Origin of the sequence: Micromonospora sp. NPDC048830 (assembly GCF_043198215.1) — a bacterium.
Lineage (GTDB): Bacteria > Actinomycetota > Actinomycetes > Mycobacteriales > Micromonosporaceae > Micromonospora.
Genome location: NZ_JBICUP010000017.1, coordinates 113,460 through 130,010 on the forward strand (window position 1 = coordinate 113,460; position 16,551 = coordinate 130,010).

14 protein-coding genes are annotated in these 16,551 nt (G+C 73.4%); 5 read left to right on the forward strand and 9 right to left on the reverse strand.

From position 1 onward, the window contains the following. Nucleotides 1–92 precede the first annotated feature (92 nt). On the reverse strand, nucleotides 93–1,985 hold the full coding sequence (locus tag ACGFIZ_RS16940; protein WP_393420160.1) for a metallophosphoesterase family protein: 1,893 nt from the start codon (nucleotides 1,983–1,985) through the stop codon (nucleotides 93–95). Nucleotides 1,986–2,442: 457 nt separating this feature from the next. Between ACGFIZ_RS16940 and ACGFIZ_RS16945 the strand changes: the two genes are divergently transcribed. Then, the gene (locus ACGFIZ_RS16945; protein WP_393420162.1) at nucleotides 2,443–3,591 is read left to right on the forward strand and encodes a site-2 protease family protein; all 1,149 of its coding nucleotides are present in this window, start codon (nucleotides 2,443–2,445) and stop codon (nucleotides 3,589–3,591) included. A 7-nt stretch (nucleotides 3,592–3,598) separates the two neighbouring features. On the opposite strand, the gene ACGFIZ_RS16950 is transcribed toward ACGFIZ_RS16945, so the two are convergent. The 3 genes from ACGFIZ_RS16950 to ACGFIZ_RS16960 form a co-directional block, all read right to left on the reverse strand. Next, nucleotides 3,599–4,633: a D-arabinono-1,4-lactone oxidase gene (locus tag ACGFIZ_RS16950; protein ID WP_393420164.1), complete on the reverse strand. Its 1,035-nt coding sequence runs from the start codon at nucleotides 4,631–4,633 to the stop codon at nucleotides 3,599–3,601. A 74-nt stretch (nucleotides 4,634–4,707) separates the two neighbouring features. Next, nucleotides 4,708–5,370 (reverse strand): response regulator, encoded by a 663-nt coding sequence (locus tag ACGFIZ_RS16955; RefSeq protein WP_393420166.1) that lies wholly within the window; start codon nucleotides 5,368–5,370, stop codon nucleotides 4,708–4,710. Further along, nucleotides 5,367–7,487, reverse strand: a complete 2,121-nt coding sequence (locus ACGFIZ_RS16960; RefSeq protein ID WP_393420168.1) for a histidine kinase — start codon at nucleotides 7,485–7,487, stop codon at nucleotides 5,367–5,369. Before ACGFIZ_RS16960 ends, ACGFIZ_RS16955 begins: the two co-directional genes overlap by 4 nt. A 296-nt stretch (nucleotides 7,488–7,783) precedes the next feature. Here ACGFIZ_RS16960 and ACGFIZ_RS16965 point away from each other — a divergent pair, with 296 nt between their 5' ends. Then, a complete protein-coding gene (locus ACGFIZ_RS16965) occupies nucleotides 7,784–8,956 on the forward strand; it encodes an acyl-CoA dehydrogenase family protein (RefSeq protein WP_393420170.1) in 1,173 nt (390 codons plus the stop codon). 83 nt (nucleotides 8,957–9,039) lie between these two features. On the opposite strand, the gene ACGFIZ_RS16970 is transcribed toward ACGFIZ_RS16965, so the two are convergent. Next, complete coding sequence (locus ACGFIZ_RS16970; protein WP_393420172.1) at nucleotides 9,040–9,558, reverse strand: ATP-binding protein; 519 nt, start codon at nucleotides 9,556–9,558, stop codon at nucleotides 9,040–9,042. Between the two features lie 398 nt (nucleotides 9,559–9,956). After that, nucleotides 9,957–10,511 (reverse strand): Uma2 family endonuclease, encoded by a 555-nt coding sequence (locus tag ACGFIZ_RS16975; protein ID WP_393420174.1) that lies wholly within the window; start codon nucleotides 10,509–10,511, stop codon nucleotides 9,957–9,959. A 131-nt stretch (nucleotides 10,512–10,642) separates the two neighbouring features. Here ACGFIZ_RS16975 and ACGFIZ_RS16980 point away from each other — a divergent pair, with 131 nt between their 5' ends. Further along, nucleotides 10,643–11,518: a hypothetical protein gene (locus ACGFIZ_RS16980; RefSeq protein WP_393420176.1), complete on the forward strand. Its 876-nt coding sequence runs from the start codon at nucleotides 10,643–10,645 to the stop codon at nucleotides 11,516–11,518. Here ACGFIZ_RS16980 and ACGFIZ_RS16985 read toward each other — a convergent pair. The 3 genes from ACGFIZ_RS16985 to ACGFIZ_RS16995 all read right to left on the reverse strand — a co-directional run bounded on the left by ACGFIZ_RS16985 (nucleotide 11,484) and on the right by ACGFIZ_RS16995 (nucleotide 14,863). Beyond that, nucleotides 11,484–11,963 (reverse strand): DUF488 family protein, encoded by a 480-nt coding sequence (locus ACGFIZ_RS16985; RefSeq protein WP_393420178.1) that lies wholly within the window; start codon nucleotides 11,961–11,963, stop codon nucleotides 11,484–11,486. The genes ACGFIZ_RS16980 and ACGFIZ_RS16985 overlap by 35 nt on opposite strands. Nucleotides 11,964–12,190: 227 nt before the next feature. Then, nucleotides 12,191–14,422: a catalase/peroxidase HPI gene (katG, locus tag ACGFIZ_RS16990; RefSeq protein ID WP_393420180.1), complete on the reverse strand. Its 2,232-nt coding sequence runs from the start codon at nucleotides 14,420–14,422 to the stop codon at nucleotides 12,191–12,193. A gap of 36 nt (nucleotides 14,423–14,458) precedes the next feature. Then, a complete protein-coding gene (locus ACGFIZ_RS16995) occupies nucleotides 14,459–14,863 on the reverse strand; it encodes a Fur family transcriptional regulator (protein WP_393420193.1) in 405 nt (134 codons plus the stop codon). A 250-nt stretch (nucleotides 14,864–15,113) separates the two neighbouring features. On the opposite strand from ACGFIZ_RS16995, the gene ACGFIZ_RS17000 reads away from it, so the two are divergent. Both ACGFIZ_RS17000 and ACGFIZ_RS17005 read left to right on the forward strand, forming a co-directional pair. Continuing rightward, nucleotides 15,114–15,641 carry a hypothetical protein gene (locus tag ACGFIZ_RS17000; RefSeq protein ID WP_393420182.1) on the forward strand — a complete coding sequence of 176 codons (528 nt, stop codon included), beginning with the start codon at nucleotides 15,114–15,116 and terminating at the stop codon, nucleotides 15,639–15,641. 589 nt (nucleotides 15,642–16,230) lie between these two features. Next, nucleotides 16,231–16,551 (forward strand): IS5 family transposase (locus tag ACGFIZ_RS17005; RefSeq protein WP_393420184.1); only part of this gene is annotated, 321 nt, incomplete at its 3' end.

The window sequence follows — 16,551 nt, forward strand, 5'->3', positions numbered from 1 at the left end:
CGGTCCGCGACCTGTGCACCGACATGCCCGGTCTTGGGCGGGAGGGACGGCCGGGTCTGGCCCGCCCTCCCGCCGCCGTCAGCGGGCGCCGGTCAGGCCAGCGGGAACTCGTCGAAGAGCACCACCGCGGAGTCAGGCTGCCGGGTGTCGAACCGGTACGACCGCACCACCCCGGCAGCCGAGTCGAGCAGCGAGAAGACGGTGATGTCGTTGCTGGACACGTACGGCAGGGGCTTGCCGGCGGCGTCGGTCAGCGGGGCGATGGTCGGCACCGCCGGGACGAGGCCGCCCGGGTCGCCCTGCCGGATGTGGTCGGGGCTCGCCGGCAGGTTCCGCGAGGCGCCGCTGGCGACGTCGTACGCCCCGTAGCTGTTGCCCACGTTCGACGTTTCCAGCCAGTTGACCCCGTCCGCGTTGCGGAACCGGTTCCACAGATGCGAGTGCCCGTTGTGGACCAGGTTCACCCCGGTGGCACTGAACAGCGGCTCCAAGTCGCGCAGGATGTGGTCGTCGGCGAGCGGATACTCGTAGCTCACCGCCGTCACCGCGCCGGTCGCCGGGTCCCGGGTGATCTTCTGGACCGGGTCGGTGAACGGGGGCGCGGAATTGTCGCCGAGGCCGTGGCCGGGGTGGTGGTACATGACCACCCGGTAGCGTGCCTGCCGGGCCTCGGTGGAGGCCAGCTCCCGCTCCAGCCAGCGGTACTGCCTCGACCCCTCCTTGATCGGCTCGAAGATGAACTGCCCGTAGCCCCACCTGCTCTCGTCGTTCAGGTCGGCGCCGGACTCGGAGAACTTGCCCCGGCTGTTGGGGGCGGCCGACCGCCAGATCTGGGTGGCGAACAGGGTGATCACGTGTACGTCGCCGATGGTCCGGGACCACCAGCGCGGCCCGCCCTCGGCGCTGCGCGGGTACGGGAACATCTCCTCGTACGTGGTGACGTCCCAGGAGTTCCGGTTCACCCAGGTCGCCTCGTCGATCCCACCCGGCCGGGTCTGCTGCCAGCGGCGGCGGGCGACCTCCACCGGCTGCGGGTCGTTGAACTGGGCGTCCAGGCCGGCCGTGTCGGACCAGCGCCCCATCACCTCGTGGTTGCCGATCGCCGGGAAGATCGGCGAGTGCTGGATCAGCGGCGCGCCCCGGTAGGTGCGCCCGGCGATGGTCCGGCTGGCCCGGCCGGTCAGCCCCGCGAAGAACGCCAGTCCGCTGGTGCTGTCGAACCACTCGCTGGCCCGGTCGGGCACGTTCACCAGGTCGCCGGCGACGAGGACGCCGTCGAGGCGTACCCCCGCGGTCTCGGCGACCTTCTCCAGGTTGGCCGGAGTCATGGCCTTGAGCTGGTGGTCGCTGGTGAGCAGCAGCCGCACCGGCCTGCGCCGGGGCACGGCCGGGGCCAGGGAGTACGCGGCGGTCACCGTCGCCCGCCCCAGGTGGTCGACGGAGACCACCCGGTACGGCGTACGCTCGCCGGCCCGCAGGCCGGTGACCCGGACCAGGTGCCGGTACACCGGCCGGTCCAGCACCCCGCCGTACGTGCGGCCGGGAACCGCCGAGGAGGCGTCCTCCCGGGTTCGACTCAGCCGGGTGGTCTCCGCGGCGAGCCGACGCCAGCCGGAGCCGGCGCCGCGGCTGCCGGTGGCCGCGTCGAGGGCGGCCTGCTCGGTCATGCCGGTGACCGCCGACCCGACCAGCAGCACCTGCCCGGTGCCGTGCTCCTCGGTGTGCCAGACGACGTGGACGCTGTCCTGCTGCGGGTCGAGCAGGTACGGCTCGCAGAGCAGCGGCCGGCCACCGAGCCAGGGCGCCGGGGTGTCCGCCCCGGACGGGGCCACGGCTTCGGGCTGGCCTGCGGCGGCGGCCGGCGTGACGGAACCGGCCGTGACACCGGCGGCCACCGCGGCCCCACCGGCGAGGGCCAGAACGTTGCGGCGAGTGAGGTTTCCGGAATCGTCGGCGGACGGGGCGTCCGGGCGCTTCTCAGTCATGACCAGCACCTCAGCAAAGCCGGCTGACGCTGCCACACCGCCCAGGTGAACAGTGGAGCGCGCCGCGGGTGAACGCTGCGGCGTCCTGGGGTAACGCCGACACCCGGCACCGGGTCCGGCGACCATCACCAGTGACAGGTCACCTGTACAACAGCCCCGCCTGGGCCGGCCGTTCTGCGTCCTCGGTGAACCCCGACGATCTTGCACTTCCGGCCCACGGAATGGGCCATTTGCAGCGGTTTGCCGGGGCGGTAAATGCAAGATCGCGGAGTCGGGACAAGGGAAGCCAAGGCGCCGATAGCGTGAACGGGGCAGCTCCACAGGGCCGCCCACCGTCCCCGTCCGGTCGAGCGCCGCCCGCCGCCCGGCTCCGGAGCAGCCGAGCGGCCTCGGCCGCCCCGCCGTCGCCGCCGCGACGCCCGGCATGGGACCGGTGAACACGGGTATGCCGACGCCCATGAGGGCGAGCTTCCGGATCGGTCGGGTCGCCGGCGTACCCGTCGGCGTCAACTGGAGCGTCCTGGTCATCTTCGGGCTGATCGTCTGGGCGCTGTCGGCGAGCCAGTTCCCGCGCGCGTACCCGGGCCGGCCGGTCTGGGCGTACGTGCTGGCCGGGCTGCTCGCGGGGGTGGTCTTCTTCCTCGGGCTGCTCGCCCACGAGGTGGCCCACGCGGTGGTCGCCAAACGCAACGGCATCGGCGTCGGCGGGATCACGCTGTGGCTGTTCGGGGGCGTCTCCGAGTTGCAGGGCGAGGCCCGCGATCCCGGGGCGGAGCTGCGCATCGCCGGGGTCGGGCCGCTGGTCAGCCTGATCATCGGCGTCGTCTTCGGCGGGATCGCGGCGCTGCTCTCCGTGTCCGGGGTACACGGCCTCGCCGTCGGGGCGCTGGCCTGGCTGGCCGGCATCAACGTGCTGCTCGCGATCTTCAACGTGCTGCCGGCGGCGCCGCTGGACGGCGGCCGGCTGCTGCGCGCCGTCGTGTGGAAGGCCACCGGCGACCGGACGAAGGCGTCGGTCGTGGCGGCCCGGGCCGGCTGGGCGCTCGGCGCGCTGCTGATCGCGCTGGGACTGTGGCAGTTCCTGCGCGGGGCCGGGGCCGGCGGGCTGTGGCTGGCGCTGATCGGCTGGTTCCTGATCGGGGCGGCCAGCATGGAGGAGCGGCAGGCCCGGATGGGCAGCGCGCTGCGCGGGGTGCGGGTGGCCGACGTGATGACGCCGCAGCCGCAGACCGCCACCGGGGACATGACCGTGCGGGACTTCGTCGACCACCACCTGTTCGCGTACCGGCACTCGGCGCTACCGCTGACCGCGGACGGCGGCCGGCCCATCGGCCTGGTCACCCTCGACCGGGTACGCCACATCCCGGCGGACCGCCGCGACCAGACCAGGCTGGAGGAGGTGGCCTGCCGGGCCGACGACCTGGTGCTGGCCTCGCCGGACGAGCAGCTCACCGAGCTGCTGCCCCGACTCAGCCGGTGCGCCGACGGCCGGGCGCTGGTGGTGGCCGACCAGCGCCTGGTGGGCATCGTGTCGCCCAGCGACATCAGCCGGGCGGTGCAGCGCGGCAGCCTCCGCGACCAGACGACCACCGGCGGCCGACGCTGACGCACGGTCAGCGGGGGAAGTAGTGGTCCAGCTCGGGCGTTCCGAACCTGCCCTCGGGGTCCAGGTCGCGCAGCAGGGCCACGAAGTCGGCGTGCCGGGGGTACGCGGCGGCGACCGCCGCCGGGTCGAGCCCGAAGACCTTGCCCCAGTGCGGGCGGGGCGCGAACGGGGCCAGCCGCCGCTCGACCTCGGCCACGACCGGGGCGACTGCCTCGGCGTCGGCGATCCAGGTGAAGTGCACCGCGAGGCTGTCCCGCTCGTACTGCGGGCTGAGCCACAGCGCGTCGGCGGCGACCGTACGCAGCTCGCAGACCTGGAGCACCGCGGCGATTTGGTCCCGCGCCGGGTCGAGGGCGGCCAGCGCCTCGGCCGCCGCCGCCCGGGGCAGGTGGTACTCCGACTGCAGCTCGTCCCCGCTGCTCGGGGTGAAGCCGAGCCGGAAGTGCGGCAGCCGCTCGTGCCACGGGCCGGGCTCGCCGAGCTGGGCGGTGCAGTTCGCCGCCGCCATCCCGGGCACCGGGTGGCACGGCTCCCCGGCCGCCGTCGTGCCGAGCCAGCCGACCGGGGGCGGCGGCTCGTCGGCGAGCTGCTTGCGCCACACCTGGGCGATCCGGTCGCCGCGCCAGTCGGTGAAGAGGCTGACGCTGTACGCCGAGGCGAACGCCTCGTCCAGCGCGGCGCGGGGCAGGTCGAGCCGGACGTACTGCCGCACGTCGAAGGTGGGCACCACGTCGAGCGTGACCCGGGTGACCACGCCCAACGATCCCAGCCCCACCACCATCCCGGCGAACCGGTCCCCGGCGCCGTCCCGGCGTACGGTCAGCAGGTCGCCGTCGGCGGTGACCAGCTCCAGGGCGGAGACGGCGGTGGCGAGGTTGCCGACGCCGACGCCGGAGCCGTGGGTGGCGGTGGCGACCGCGCCGGCCACCGAGATGTGCGGCAGCGACGCCATGGTCGGCAGGGCGTACCCGGCGGCGTGCAGCCCTCCCGCCACCGTGCCCCCGTCGACGCCGGAGAGCCCCCGGCGCCGTCGGGGAACCATACGCCGCCGGGTTCCCTCCCGACAGCGGGTGGCGCGGGGCGCGGCTCAGGGCGCCCTTCTCACGGCGCGGGCGCTCAGGGTTGACCGAGGCCGGCCTCGCGGGCCCGCTGGATCGCCTGGCCCCGGTCGGCGACCTGGAGCTTGGTCAGCACGTTCGACAGGTGGTTGCGCACGGTCTTCGGGCTCAGCGTCAACCGCCGGGCGACGGCCACGTTGCCCAGCCCCTGGGCGACCAGGTCGAGCACCTCGCGTTCCCGGTCGGTCAGCTCGGGGAACGGCGCCCGCCCGCCCGTACGGCCGGCGGCGAGGAAGCCGATCGCCCGGCTCGCGACCACCGGGCCGAGCAGCACCTCCCCGTTGGCCACCGCCCGGACCGCCCGCTCCACCTCACCGGGGGCGGCGCCCTTGAGCAGGTACCCGCGGGCCCCGGCGCGCAGCGCCGCGAAGACCGAGTCATCGTCGTCCAGCATGGTCACCACCAGCACGCCGGTGCCCGGGTACCGGGCGACGATCTCCCGGGTGGCCTCCACACCGGACCGCCCGTCGCCGAGGTGCAGGTCCATGATGACGACCTGGGGCTGCCGGAGGGCGGCCACCCGGACCGCCTCGTCGGCGTCGGCCGCCTCGCCGACCACCTCCAGCCCCGGCGTGGACGCCAGCAGCGCCGTCATGCCGAGCCGGAACACCGGGTGGTCGTCGACCACGGCCACCCGGATGACCTCCTGCTCGCCGCTCACCGCCGCACCGCCCCCACGATCACGGCCGTCGGGCCGGGAACGGCCGGCCGCTCCTCGTCGTACGGGGGCAGGCGGTCGGCCGGCACCCGTACGGTGACCGTGGTCCCGCCCCGCTCCCCCGCGCCGATCTCACACACGCCACCGACTCCCTCCGCCCGTTCCCGCATGGACAGCATGCCCACCCCGGCCGGGGTGCCCGCCGCGATCCCCCGCCCCGGATCGGACACCCGCACGACGAGCCCGTCGGCGCCCCGGTCGACCACGACGCGGCAGGTCGCCGCCCCGGAGTGCCGCTGCGCGTTGCGGACCGCCTCGGCCACGATGCCGTACACGGCGGTGGCCACCGGCTCGGGCAGCGGCGACGGCGCCGCCTCCACCAGCACGGCCAGCCCCGAGCCGTCGTACCGCCGGGCCAGTTCGTGCAGGGCGGCGGCGAGCCCCCGCTCGCCGAGGACCGGCGGAAGCAGGCCGCGGGCCAGGTCGCGCACCTGCTCCACCCGCTGGTCCGTCTCGTCGCGCAGCCGGTCGAGCAGCGGGCCGGCCCCGGCCGGGTCGGCGCCGATCAGGTTGCGGGCCGCCTGGAGGCCCAGCGCGATCCCCGCCAGCGCGGGGCCGAGCCCGTCGTGCAGGTCCCGGCGCAGCTTGCGGCGTTCCGAGTCGCGGGCCTCCGCGAGCCGGGCGCGGGAGGCGACCAGGGCCCGGCTGGCCGCGGCGAGACTGGCCGCCGAGGACACCAGCGGCAGGAGGTCGACCAGCGCCGATCGGGTACGCCCGTCCAGCCGCTCGCCGGCCCGGGCCCACGCGGTCAGCCGCCCGACCTCCCGCTCGCCCCGCCGCAGCGGCAGGACCAGCGGCTCCCCCACCGGCCCCGGGGAGGCGCAGTGGGCGGTGCACGGCTCCGGGCCGTCCACCTCGATGCCGCAGGCACCCAGCCGCAGCAGGTCCGTGAGGGCCTGCGCCACGCCGTGCAGCACGTCGGCCGGGTCCTCGCTCGCGTTGATCCGGTCGCCGACGCCCCGCACCACCCCGAGCGGCTCGGCCGCCGCGCCGTGGATCAGCCGGTCCACCCGCCGCTGCACCCACCACCGGCCGGGCTGCACGGCCGCCGCGACCACGGCGGTGACCAGCACCCCGGGCACCGCGCGGCTGGCCGGGAGCAGGGCGTCCACGGTGGTCACCCCGACGACGTACGCGGCGACCAGCAGGAAGGTCAGCAGGAACCAGACCAGCGTACGGCGGACGGCGATCTCGATCCCCCACAGCCGCTGCCGCAGCACCACGGCCAGCACGGCGGCCGGGAAGAACGCCTGCGCGGCCAGCATCGCCACCGGCGGCAGCCACGGCGACACGAGGACGCCCCAGTCGGGCGGCAGCGCCACCGGGGCGAAGCTCACCGCGAGCAGCGCCGTGCCGACGGCCAGCCAGCCCAGCCCGACCCGCTCGACGGCGGGCGCGACCCGGCGCCGCAGCAGCGCCCCGGCGGCGGCGACCAGCCCGAGCACCGCCACCAGGGCGGCGAGCACGGGCTGCGCCCGCTCGGTCAGCGCCGCCCAGGCGGCGCTGGGGATCGGCAGCGGCGCGCCGGAGCCCGTCCCGCCGGGGCCGGGCCAGGTCAACTGGAACAGCTCGAAGGAGCCGACCACGGCGACGCCCACCGTGACGGCCACCCGGGGCCCCACCGGCAGCCGGCCCTCCCGGACCAGCCAGGGCAGCACCACGATCAGCGAGAGCATGCCCGGCGCCCAGCCCCAGTGCCGGGCCGAGGCGAGCCAGTCGATCTCGGGCAGCCCGGGGTGCACCCGCAGCAGGTCGGCGTACTGGGCGCCCAGGGCGGCGACGCCGCCGCCGACGCCGGTCAGCGCGAGCAGCCAGGCGACGGGGTGGGCGCGGCGCAGCAGGATCAGCCACGCCACCGACCCGTACACGGCGCAGTCGGTGAAGTCGACGAGGAAGTAGAGCTGGGCCAGCCCCCAGGGGCGGCGGGCGAACCCCCAGCAGAGCGCCGTACCGGTGAGCAGCAGCACGCAGGCGACCAGCACGGCCCAGGCGGCGGCCGGGTGCCGGCGGTCGCCGCGGGCCGCCGGGTTCGACGCCCGGGGCGTTCGCTCGATCAGCATGATCCGATCCTGGCAGTCGTGGTGTCAGTTGCCGATCCCCCGTCGCTCCAGGGCGAATGTCGGCCCCGCGACAGCCGGCCAGCGGCCGCGGGGGGCGGGGGCCGCCCGCCGAGCCTGGCCGTCCCGGCGTCCCGGCCGCCTGGTGCGCCCCGTCCCGACCGTCCGGGAACTCTCCTCGCGCGCCGCCTTCCCGGCCGGCCGGTACCGACGTCCCTGGACGTCGGGACGCCGGGCGGTCGAGCGTCGGTGCTGCGGCGCCGAGGCGGAGCCGCGAGCCGGGCGAGCGGGAGGCGACGATGGACGACCAGGACCGGACCCGACTGACCCGCGCCGTGCGGGAGCTGGCCCCGGAGCTGGCCCGCCGGGCCGAGGAGATCGAGGCCGCCCGGGAACTGCCCGCCGACCTGCTCGACCGGCTGCGCGACGCCGGCTGCTTCCGGATGTTCGTCCCGCGCAGCCACGGCGGGTACGAGGCGGACCCGCGCACCGGGCTGGCGGTGCTGGAGGCCCTGGCGCGGGCGGACGGCTCGACGGGCTGGACCGTGATGATCGGGTCGGAGACGCCGCACCTGCTGGCGATGCTGCCCCGGGACCGGTTCGACAAGGTCTACGCGCACGGCCCCGACGTCGTGGTGGCCGGCGGGTTCGCCCCGCAGGGCCGGGCCGAGTTGGCCGACGGCGGGTTCCAGGTGACGGGGCGGTGGGCGTTCGCCAGCGGGTCCCGGCACGCCGACTGGATCTTCGGCAACTGCGTGCTGACCGGGGACGGCCAGCCGCTGCCCGGGCCGGGCGGCCAGCCGGTGGAGCTGCGCTCGATGCTGTTCCCGGCGGAGCGGGTGACGGTGGTGGACACCTGGCACGCCCTGGGGCTGCGCGGCACCGGCAGCCACGACGTGGCGGTGGACTCGGTGTTCTGCCCGGCGGAGCTGAGCTTCGACCTGTTCGCGGGCACACCGTGCGTACCGGGGCCGGGGTTCGTCGCCCCGCTGGCCCAGTTCGTCCTGCACCTGGGCGCGGTGGCCGTCGGCATCGCCCAGGGCGCCCTGGACGACATGGTCGCGCTGCTCGACGGCGGCCGGCAGCGGCTCTACGCCCGGCAGTCCCTGGCCGACTCGCCGGCCTTCCGGGTGCAGCTCGGCCGGGCGGACCTCGACGTGCGGGCCGCCCGGGCGCTCGTGCGGTCGCTGGCCGACGACCTGCACGAGGCGGCCCGCGCCGGCGACCCGGCGGCGATCGCCGCGCTGCACCCGCGGATCTCGGCGAGCCTGCCCTGGGTGACCGAGGCGGCCACCCACGCCGTGGACGTCTGCTACCGGGCGGCCGGGGGCGGCGCCGCCCGCGACTCCTCCCCCGTGCAGCGCCGGTTCCGGGACGTCCACACCCTCTCCCAGCACGCGGCGGCGGCCGAGGGCTGGCTCGGCAACAACGGCGCCCTGCTGCTCGGGCGGCCGGTCGAGCTGGCGTACTGAGACAGGTGGCCACGGTCGCCCCCGTGCCGTGGCCACCGCCGCGGGCCCGGCGGCCCGACCCGGGCGGGGGGGCTCGGGTCGGGTCACCGGGCCCGGTCGACGACCTCCTCCGGGGTCAGCGGCGCCCTCGGGTGGTGGGTCAGGCACATCGGGGTGTCCACCTTGACGAAGGAGAAGCCCTCCCCCGCCGCGTAGAACTGGCCGCTGCGCAGCAGCCCGATGTCCGGCAGCCGGCCGCCCTTCGCCTCGGCCAACTGCCGGGCCGCGTCGATCTGCGCCGGCGCGTTGAGCAGGCCGAAGAACTGCGTGGTGGCGTTGCCGGAGATCTGGTTGTGCAGGCCCTTCGGCGCCTGGGTGGCGAAGACCAGCCCGAGGCCGTACTTGCGGGCCTGCGCGGCCAGGGCGATCGAGCTGGCGGTGCACGCGGTGTTCCCGGTCGACGGGGTGAGGGTCTGGGCCTCGTCCATCACGAACAGGCCGCCCAGCGGCCGATCCCCGGCCGGGTGCCGCTTGATCCAGGCGAACACTGCCATCTGCAACTGGTTGACGAAGCTCTGCCGCTCCTGGTCGGAGGTGAGCCCCACGAAGCTGACCACGGACACCCGGGCCCGCTTGCCGGGGGTCGGCGTGAGCAGCCCCGGTCTCCGGCGTCGGCGCCGACGCCGCGGCCGGGTCCTGCGCCGCGACGGGCGCGGCCGGGTCGCCGAGCACCGCGCGCAGCAGCTCGGGGTCGACGCCCGCGAGGTGGCTGACCCGGCGCGGCGGGGCCGCCGTCCACCAGGGCTCGCTGCGCGCATCGGAGGTCACCCACTACCCCACGCAGGCAGCCCCGTTCGGTCTGGCACCCGCCGGCGAACGGAACAGCCAGACGGCCGCCACGCCGTCGAGCGCCGCAACCCGGTCGCGGCGGTCGGCGGCGGAGGCGTGTCAGAACTGCCGAAACCCAACACCTCGCGTACCTCCGGGGCCGGCCCGGATGGCCGCCGAGGTCGCTGCGCAGTCAGTCCAGGTGGTCTGCCGGGGCGGTCTGGAGCAGCCACGCCAACGGCATCCGCGCCCGCTCCTCGTAACCGCCCTGCCCGGCGAGCCGGTGCAGGGTCACGGTCTGCGCCCCGTCCCGGTCCACCACCCAGTACTGGGGGATCCCCGCCGACGCGTACTCGCGGACCTTCGTGACCGCGTCCATGGCCTCGGAGCCGGGCGAGACGATCTCGATCGCCAGGACGACATCCCCAGCCGCCGACCAGACGCCCCGCGGCGGCGGCTTGCGCCACACGGTCAGGTCGGGAATCCGGCCACCGTCACCGGCGGGGCCGGTAATGCGTACGCCCGCGGCTTGGAGCACCTGCTCGGCGGGCCAGCCCGCCATGATGAGCCAGGCGAAGAGGCGACTGGCGATCATCGCGTGTTCCGAGTCGGGCGGCGGCATGACCGACAGGACCCCCTCGGGGCTGGTCTCGTAGCGGTGGCCGTTCGGATCGGCGGCATTCATCGCCGCCACGTCGTCGAGCGTCACGACGGCGGGCATGTGCATGCCGACGGCCTCAGCGCTCATAACCACATCCTAGGCGAGGCGAGGCGCCGGCCCTGGCAGCGCCGACATCCGCCACGTATCGGCGAGCAGCAGCGCCGACGGCCTATCCGTACGGATGGGTTTCATGAGAACCTAAGCCTCTCCGCGACCGAATGATTACCTACAGCTACCCCCGGCTGGAGGCGCGCGTGACTCAGATGTCGCTCTTCGGGCCCAGCGAGTCCGGCCCTGATCCCAAGCCCGTGGACGACCGCAGGGTTCGATTGCAACTCCTGATCACCGTGAAGGCAGCCCCCAACCCGTCGGAGAAGTACGGAGAAACCGTGTGTGTGGCGGGGCTGCGCACCGACACCCTGAGAACATCCTGGGTCCGCCTGTATCCCATCAACTTCAGACACCTCGACAGCGACGAGGCATTCAGGAAGTACGACATCATCTCGGTCGAGGCCAAGCCTGCGCGGCAGGATCAACGACGCGAGAGTTGGAAGCCCATGATGGACACTCTCAGGAAGGAGAACCGCCTCGATACGTGGAAGTCTCGCCGACCGCTGCTGGACCCGTGCGTGGAAGATTCCATGTGCCGGCTGAACCGCGACGCCCAGGCGCGCCCGGACGCGCAGTCACTGGCTCTCGTACGTCCGAGCGAGGTTCGGGGCTTCAAGGTGACACGCCACGAGGGCTGGACACCTGAAGAGCAGCGCAAGATCGAGGCGTACGCGAGCCAGCCCGATCTGTTCAGCGGCAGGAGCAGGACGCCGCTGCAAGCCCCCCGTTTCAAGGCGGCATACCACTACCGCTGCCATGAGAGTGGATGCAGGGGCCACAAACAGCACGTCATCGACTGGGAACTGGTCGCGCTGCAGCGCAGGCTGCACGGCTACTCGGATGCGGCGCTTGCCCAGGCGCTCGAAGCGAAGTTCCTAAACGAGATGTGCGCCCCCGGCCGGGATGTCGCGTTCTACGTCGGCAACCAGGCCAAACGCGTGCACACCTTCAGCGTGCTGGGCGTGTACTGGCCGAAGCGGTAGGCAGTCGCTCTTCGAGAGCCCGCAGCACGACCTGGCGGTGACAGCGCCGCTCGTCCGCCTCGAAACAGAGCAGCGCAATCAGTTCGGTCTGCGCGACATCCGCAAGCGCGTCGAGCGCGGCCGCCGACTCCGCGCGGCGAAGCATCGAGGCATACGCCGCCTGAGCGGCCGCCAACTCGTCGGCATCGCCCCCGAAACCAGGTCGGTTCTCCTTGGGATTGCCAAGTTCACGACGATGCTCGTAACTGATTCCGCGCGTGGCGAGCGCTTGGCAGAGAGCGGACTTGCTGAAGCCCTTCTTCCGAGAGATGGGGGTCATCCGGACATCGACAAGGCGAGCCACCCCCCGGTCCGCGAGGTCCGCGACGAACTCGTCTATGGAGCGACCCTCGTAGCCGACACCCAGGATGCCGGACCGGTTACCCACAGCCAAGACGGCGCTCATCGGGTCACACTTTCATGATTCAGTTGGCCGGGCCAGTGGAAACGCCAATCCGCCGCCAGTTCAGCCCCAGTGTCCTGTTCCTCGACACCGCCTCGGCCCGTCCGCCGTCGATCAGGGTGACCGCGAGGGCCACTCGATCGCGGCTGGCCCAGACCAGCCGTTCAAGGACTGCCCCCGCGCCCGGGCGTCCGGGCCGGCCCCGCCTGGGGCCGGCCCGGACGTGAGGATCACACCAGGTCGTACCGGTCGAGCTCCATCACCTTGACCCACGCGGCGACGAAGTCACGCACGAACTTCTCCCGCGCGTCGTCGCTCGCGTAGACCTCGGCGAGCGCGCGCAGTTCCGAGTTCGAGCCGAAGACGAGGTCGGCCCGGGTGCCGGTCCACCTGACCTCGCCCGTGACGGCGTCGCGACCCTCGAAGGTGTTCGCGTCCTCCGACGTCGCCGTCCACGTCGTGCCCAGGTCGAGCAGGTTGACGAAGAAGTCGTTGGTCAGCGACCCGGGGGTCGCGGTGAGGACGCCCAGCGACGACCGCTGGTGGTTCGCCCCGAGTACGCGCAGACCGCCGACGAGGACCGTCATCTCGGGCGCGCTCAGGGTCAGCAGGTTCGCCTTGTCGACCAGGAGGAACTCGGCCGGCAGGCGGTGGCCCTTGCCGAGGTAGTTGCGGAACCCGTCGTGGGTGGGCTCCATCGCGGCGAAGGACTCCACGTCGGTCTGCTCCTGCGAGGCGTCCGTTCGCCCCGGCGTGAAGGGAACCTCGACGTCGACACCGGCGTTCCTGGCGGCCTGCTCGACGGCGGCGCCACCGGCGAGCACGATCAGGTCGGCGAGCGAGACCTTCTTCCCGCCGGTCTGGGACGCGTTGAACGCCTCCTGGATGCCCTCCAGGACGCGCAGCACCCTGGCGAGCTCGTCCGGGTCGTTGACCTCCCAGCTGTTCTGCGGCGCGAGGCGGATGCGCGCGCCGTTGGCGCCGCCGCGCTTGTCGCCGCCACGGAACGTCGACGCCGACGCCCACGCGGTGGAGACGAGCTGGGGCACCGACAGCCCCGACGCGAGGATCTGCGCCTTGAGCGCAGCGATGTCCGCGGCGTCCACGAGCTCGTGGTCGACCGCCGGGACCGGGTCCTGCCAGATCAGCGTCTCGGCCGGGACCTCCGGGCCGAGGTAACGCTGGATCGGGCCCATGTCGCGGTGGGTCAGCTTGAACCAGGCGCGGGCGAAGGCGTCCGCGAACTCGTCCGGGTGCTCCAGGAAGCGCCGCGAGATCTGCTCGTAGATCGGGTCGAACCGGAGCGCGAGGTCGGTCGTCAGCATGTTCGGGGTGATCCGCTTCGACGCGTCATGGGCGTGGGGGACGGTCCCCTCACCCGCGCCGTCCTTCGGCTTCCACTGGTGGGCGCCGGCCGGGCTCTTGGTGAGCTCCCACTCGTACCCGAAGAGGTTCTCGAAGAAGTTGTTGCTCCACGCCGTCGGCGTCGTGGTCCAGGTGACCTCGAGGCCGCTGGTGATCGTGTCCCCGCCCTTGCCGGTGCCGAAGCTGCTCTTCCAGCCCAACCCCTGCTCCTCGATCGGGGCGGCCTCCGGCTCGGGGCCGACGTGGTCCGCGGGGCCGGCGCCGTGGGTCTTGCCGAAGGTGTGACCGCCGGCGATCAGCGCGACCGTCTCCTCGTCGTTCATCCCCATGCGGTAGAACGTCTCGCGGATGTCGCGGGCCGAGGCGAGCGGGTCCGGGTTGCCGTTGGGGCCCTCGGGGTTGACGTAGATGAGGCCCATCTGGACCGCGGCGAGCGGGTTCTCGAGCTCCCGGTCGCCGGTGTAGCGCGCGTCACCCAGCCAGGTCGTCTCGGGGCCCCAGTAGACGTCCTCCTCGGGCTCCCAGACGTCCGGCCGGCCACCGGCGAAGCCGAAGGTCTTGAAGCCCATCGACTCCAGGGCGACGTTGCCGGCGAGGATCATGAGGTCGGCCCACGAGATGCTCTGGCCGTACTTCTTCTTGACCGGCCACAGCAGGCGCCGGGCCTTGTCCAGGTTGCCGTTGTCCGGCCAGCTGTTCAGCGGCGCGAAGCGCTGCATCCCGGCGCCGGCGCCGCCGCGGCCGTCGCTGATCCGGTACGTGCCGGCGCTGTGCCACGCCATCCGGATCATGAACGGGCCGTAGTGGCCGAAGTCGGCCGGCCACCAGTCCTGGGAGGTCGTCAGGACCTCCGCGACGTCCCGCTTCACGGCGGCGAGGTCGAGGGCGTTGAACGCCTCGGCGTAGTTGAACTCCCCACCGAGGGGGTTCCGCTCCGCGGGGTTCTTGGCGAGGATCTTCAGGTTGAGCTGGTTGGGCCACCAGCCGCGGTTGCCGCCGCCCTGGGTCGGGTGGGGGGCGCGTCCGTGCGCGACCGGGCAGCGGGACTCGCTGCCAGCCTCGGCGTCATGAACGACGGCGTCGTGGTTCTCGGACATCAGGTTCCTTCCGTGACATGGCGGACCAAGAGGGGATCAGGAGTTGTCTGCGGTGGAACAGGCGGGGCACTGGCCCCAGTAGACGACCTCAGCCTCGTCGATCGAGAAGCCGTTGTCGTCGGACGCGGTCAGGCAGGGCGCCTCGCCGACGGCGCAGTCGACGTCGGCGACGAGGCCGCACGACCGGCAGACGACGTGGTGGTGGTTGTCCCCGGCCCGCGACTCGTAGCGGGCCACGGAGCCGGCTGGCTGGATGCGCCGCACCAACCCCGCGGCCGTCAGCGCGTGCAGCGAGTTGTACACGGCCTGGTGGGACACCTTGGGGAGCTCCCTGCGCACCGCACCGATGATCGAATCCGTGTCGGCGTGCGGATGCGCGTGCACCGCGTTCAGCACCGCCACCCGGGGACGGGTCACGCGCAACGCGGCCCCGCGCAGCATCCGCTGGAAATCCAGGGGCGTGGCCACGTCACGCAGTCTGGCCATTTTTTTGGAATCAGTCAAGATTATGGGCCGGACGTCACGCGCGTCCGGGACGCGCACGCCGCGCTGCCCGACCGGGTCGGCGTGCCCCCCTTCGGCAGCCTGTACGCCACCGACCGGCCGCGACTCGGCCCCGCCTCGGTGATCTTCACCGGGCAGGCTCCGGGGCTGATGTGGGGCGACGAGGGCAGCATCGTCGCGGTGGTCGGTGCGGACGCCGAGAGGGGCGGTTGCCCGGCGGGACGGCGGCAGCTGGAGTCTGCGGCGCATCGACCCGGCCACGGGCCGGGACCTCGGCGCGACGGACACGCCGGCCGTCTCCGGTGTGACCATCATCCGGCTCCTTGGCTGGGCAGCGGACGGGTCCGCCCGGGTCGTCGCCTACCAGCCCGGCCCCCACGCGCCGGCCGCGTTCGACGCACCCCTCGACATGGATCAGCGACTGGCGTCGCTCAACGTCGGCACCGTCCGGGTGCTGGCCCTCCACCGGGGCGCGGACTCCCCCACCACCCTGCTCACCGCCCCGGAAGACGTCGTCGGGATCGACGTCTCCGACGACCTGGTCCGCAGCGGTCGCACCCGCCACGCCAGTCCGCCGGGCGGCGGGGTGGGCCCCCGATTCTGGTACTGGGTGGTCCTCGTCACCGTCCTGGTGGCCGGCATCGCGGCGTACCGCAACCGCGAAGGGCTGGCGCTCTGGCTCCACACCCGGCGGGTCAGGCGCGCGCGTAGATAGTTGGCGCGGTACTGCCGGTGACGTCCCGGGCTGGCACCGGCCAGGCACGAGCGGCCCTTTCCGCACCGGGAAGCTCGTTGCCGGGGTCAGAACTTGTGCATCTCGTCCAGCACCAGCCGCCAGTTGATCGGATGGCTGTGGCTGGCCGGGTAGCTCTCCGTCTGATCGAGCTGGCCCAGGACGGCGTGGGCCATGGTGCTGAGGGCTTCGCAGCTTGTGCAGGGCGGCGCCGGCGAGCTGGTGCCAGTAAAGGTTCGACATCTGCACGGTCGCGCTGTTGTTGGGCCCGTCTCCAACTTCGGGGCGGGGCGCGTTCATGTGTCCTCCAGGGGGACGCGCGGTGGTTGGGGTGATGCCTCCCTCTCGGGAAGATGACGTCGGGTGATGGTAGGCGGGCAGTGGCACCTGCGATCCTGGTGCTGATGGTGACAGCTCTGTTGGAGGCCACAGGCCCCCGGTCCGATGACGGGCCCGGTAACCACCCGCTTCACCCTCCGCCGGACGGAGGCGCTGGCGGCGATGCAGGTGGCGGGGCGGACTAGGGCGTGTCTCGTGGATCTTCGGGGCGGGTTTTGCTAGATAGATTGGCGTGTCTCGACGACATGAGCTGACCGATGACGAGTGGGCGCTTCTGGCGCCGTTGCTGCCAGCGGATCCGCCGCGCGGGGGCCGGTGGCGTGACCATCGGACGACGGTCTCGGGGATCTTGTATCGGGAACGTACCGGGATTCCGTGGCGTGACCTGCCGGAGCGGTTCGGTCCGTGGAAGACGGTCTACCAGCGCAAACGCAGGTGGGCGATGGACGGCACCTGGTCGCGGATCTGCGCGGCGTTGCGGATCGACTGCGACGCCGAGGAAGGCGACGAGTGGACGGTCGGGGTGGACACCTCCTCGATCCGGGCGCACCAG

Bases quoted from the DNA above. Each gene is read 5' to 3' on its own strand.
- ACGFIZ_RS16940 (WP_393420160.1), bottom strand. From the start codon at position 1,985: ATGACTGAGAAGCGCCCGGACGCCCCGTCCGCCGACGATTCCGGAAAC.
- ACGFIZ_RS16945 (WP_393420162.1), top strand. From the start codon at position 2,443: ATGAGGGCGAGCTTCCGGATCGGTCGGGTCGCCGGCGTACCCGTCGGC.
- ACGFIZ_RS16950 (WP_393420164.1), bottom strand. From the start codon at position 4,633: ATGGTTCCCCGACGGCGCCGGGGGCTCTCCGGCGTCGACGGGGGCACG.
- ACGFIZ_RS16960 (WP_393420168.1), bottom strand. From the start codon at position 7,487: ATGCTGATCGAGCGAACGCCCCGGGCGTCGAACCCGGCGGCCCGCGGC.
- ACGFIZ_RS16965 (WP_393420170.1), top strand. From the start codon at position 7,784: ATGGACGACCAGGACCGGACCCGACTGACCCGCGCCGTGCGGGAGCTG.
- ACGFIZ_RS16975 (WP_393420174.1), bottom strand. From the start codon at position 10,511: ATGAGCGCTGAGGCCGTCGGCATGCACATGCCCGCCGTCGTGACGCTC.
- ACGFIZ_RS16980 (WP_393420176.1), top strand. From the start codon at position 10,643: ATGATTACCTACAGCTACCCCCGGCTGGAGGCGCGCGTGACTCAGATG.
- ACGFIZ_RS16985 (WP_393420178.1), bottom strand. From the start codon at position 11,963: ATGAGCGCCGTCTTGGCTGTGGGTAACCGGTCCGGCATCCTGGGTGTC.
- katG (WP_393420180.1), bottom strand. From the start codon at position 14,422: ATGTCCGAGAACCACGACGCCGTCGTTCATGACGCCGAGGCTGGCAGC.
- ACGFIZ_RS16995 (WP_393420193.1), bottom strand. From the start codon at position 14,863: ATGCTGCGCGGGGCCGCGTTGCGCGTGACCCGTCCCCGGGTGGCGGTG.